The sequence below is a fragment of the Streptomyces sp. NPDC058534 genome (assembly GCF_042717365.1).
Lineage (GTDB): Bacteria > Actinomycetota > Actinomycetes > Streptomycetales > Streptomycetaceae > Streptomyces.
This window is the reverse complement of the sequence record NZ_JBHXNW010000090.1, coordinates 31,943-34,396: the sequence shown is the minus strand read 5'-3', so window position 1 is coordinate 34,396 and position 2,454 is coordinate 31,943. Positions and strand designations below refer to the sequence as shown.

Below are 2,454 nucleotides of genomic sequence, written 5' to 3'. Positions count from 1 at the left end.
CGGGGGGGGGGTGCGCCCCCGCGCCCCCGCCCGGGGCAGCGGGGGCTCGCCCTCGCCGGGGCGGGGGGGGTCGCGGCCCCGGCCCCGGGGGGGGGGCCGCCCCGCGCCTGGAGCGAGGCGTCCGCGCACCTCTGGTTCGCGGTCGCCGCGGGTCTGGTCGGGCCGGTGGCGATGCTCGCCTTCTACAAGGCGCTCGCCCTGGGCCCGATGGGCGTCGTCTCGCCCCTGGGCTCGCTCGGCGTGGCCGTCCCGGTGGGCGTGGGTCTTGCCCTCGGCGAGCGTCCCGGGCTGCCGCAGTTCGCCGGCATCCTGGTCGCCGTCGCGGGCGTGGTGCTCGCCGGCGGTCCGCAACTGCGGGGCGCGCCGGTCCAACGGCGGACGGTCGCCCTCACCCTCGTCGCGGCCTTCGGGTTCGGTGCCGTGATGGCCCTGATCGCGGAGGCGTCGACCACGCTCACCGGCCTCTTCCTCGCACTGTTCGTCCAGCGCGTCACCAACGTCGCCGCCGGCGGACTGGCCCTGTGGGTGTCCGTCCGGCGCGGCGCCGCCGCGCTGCCGCCGGAGGGCTTCCCGTGGGGCTCGCTGCCCGCGCTGGGCTTCGTGGGGCTCGCCGACGTCGCGGCCAACGGCACGTACTCGATCGCCGCCCAGCACGGCCCGGTGACGGTGGCGGCGGTGCTGGCCTCCCTGTATCCGGTGGTGACCGCGCTGGCCGCGCGCGGGTTCCTCAGCGAACGGCTGCGCGCCGTGCAGGCGGCGGGCGCGGGCCTCGCCCTGGTGGGCACCCTGCTGCTGGCCACGGGCTGACCCGGCCTCCGCACGGTCGCGGCGAACGCTCAGCTCTCGGCGGCCGGTTCCGCGAGCCTGCCCGTCGTCTCCGGCCGGTCGTCGTCCAGTTCCGCCAGCCTGGCCAGCGCCTCGCCGTCCAGCGTCGACAGCTCCCGCAGCTGTCCCGGCGTGACCCCGTCGGGAATCGGCACCGGGGCCGGGGTCCGCAGCGGCGGCTGCCAGCCCTCGGCGGGGGTCCAGCGCCGTACGACCTTGGCGGGCGCGCCCGCCACCACGGCGTGGTCGGGGACGGTACCCCGGACCACGGCACCGGCGGCCACGACCACGTTCCGCCCGATCCGCGCGCCGGGCAGGATGACCGCGCCGGTGCCGATCCAGCAGCCGGTGCCGATCTCGACCGGGTCCATCCGGGGCCACTGCTTGCCGATGGGCTGGTGCGGGTCGTCGTAGGAGTGGTTGGTGGAGGTGACGTAGACGTACGGCCCGAAGTAGCAGTCGCTGCCGATGGTGACGGTGGTGTCGGCGATGACGTGGCTGCCGCGGCCGAGGACGACCCCGTCGCCGATGCGGAGGATCGGTTCGGGGCCGAGGTCGAGGTCGGGCATGAGCCCGGCGGTCAGCGTGACCTGCTCGCCGATGATGCAGTGCGCGCCGACGTGGATCCAGGGTTCGCCGAAGACCGTGCCGAGCGGGAAGGCCAGGCGGGTGCCCGTGCCCAGCGCGCCGAAGCGGAAGCGTCCGGGGCGGGCGGCGGTGACGGAGCCGGTGCGCTGCACCCAGGCCCAGCCCGCGTGGACGGCCCGCTGCGCCAGGCGGCTCCGCCAGGACGAGAACGTGTTCTTGCGCTTGGGCACCCGCTCACGGTAGTCGGCGTGCGGTGCGGCCATGACCGCGGAGTGCTGTGATCTTCACCCCACCGGGTGGCGTACGGTGCCGTACATCACCCGAACAGGAGGCGGAGATGACGCAGAAGGCGCTGATCACGGGCATCGCCGGCAAGGAGCCCAAGGTGGACGCGGGGGCCTTCGTGGCGCCGACGTCCTCGGTCATCGGGGACGTGACGCTGCATGCCGGGGCGAGCGTCTGGTACGGCGCGGTGGTGCGCGGCGACGTCGAGCGGATCTCCGTCGGCGCGGACAGCAACGTCCAGGACAACTGCACGCTGCACGCCGACCCCGGCTTCCCCGTCACGGTCGGCGAGCGGGTCTCCATCGGGCACAACGCCGTGGTGCACGGCGCGACCGTCGAGGACGACTGCCTGATCGGCATGGGTGCGACGGTCCTCAACGGGGCGGTGATCGGCGCGGGTTCGCTGGTCGCGGCCCAGGCGCTCGTGCCGCAGGGGATGCGGGTGCCGCCGGGCTCGCTGGTCGCGGGGGTGCCGGCGAAGGTCAGGCGGGAGCTGACGGAGGAGGAGCGGCAGGGGGTGACGCTGAACGGCACGATGTACGCGGCGCTGGCTGGGCAGCATCGGGATGCCATGGGAGAGGTTCTGTGATCGGCCGGCCGCGGGTTGTTCGTGGCTGGTCGCGCCCCGCGGCGGAGCCGCGAAATGTCACAGCCCCGGGGGGCCGGGGGGGGGGGCGGGGGGGTGGGGGGGGGACACAGAACGAGGTGGGGTGGGGGGGGTGTACGAGCACGCAAACGCGGACACGCACTCTCTCG

At 75.4% G+C, this 2,454-nt stretch carries 3 protein-coding genes; 2 read left to right on the top strand and 1 reads right to left on the bottom strand.

All coding sequences use genetic code 11. The annotated features are described in order from the left end of the window. Positions 1-807, top strand: an 807-nt coding sequence (locus tag ACFWR9_RS36825; protein ID WP_383850311.1) for a DMT family transporter, incomplete at its 5' end; no start/stop codon positions are given. 29 nt (positions 808-836) lie between these two features. Here ACFWR9_RS36825 and ACFWR9_RS36820 read toward each other — a convergent pair. Beyond that, positions 837-1,643, bottom strand: coding sequence for an acyltransferase (locus ACFWR9_RS36820; RefSeq protein WP_383850316.1), 807 nt, complete (start codon positions 1,641-1,643; stop codon positions 837-839). A 107-nt stretch (positions 1,644-1,750) separates the two neighbouring features. Here ACFWR9_RS36820 and ACFWR9_RS36815 point away from each other — a divergent pair, with 107 nt between their 5' ends. Beyond that, the gene (locus tag ACFWR9_RS36815) at positions 1,751-2,287 is read left to right on the top strand and encodes a gamma carbonic anhydrase family protein (protein WP_383850308.1); all 537 of its coding nucleotides are present in this window, start codon (positions 1,751-1,753) and stop codon (positions 2,285-2,287) included. Positions 2,288-2,454: the final 167 nt, after the last annotated feature.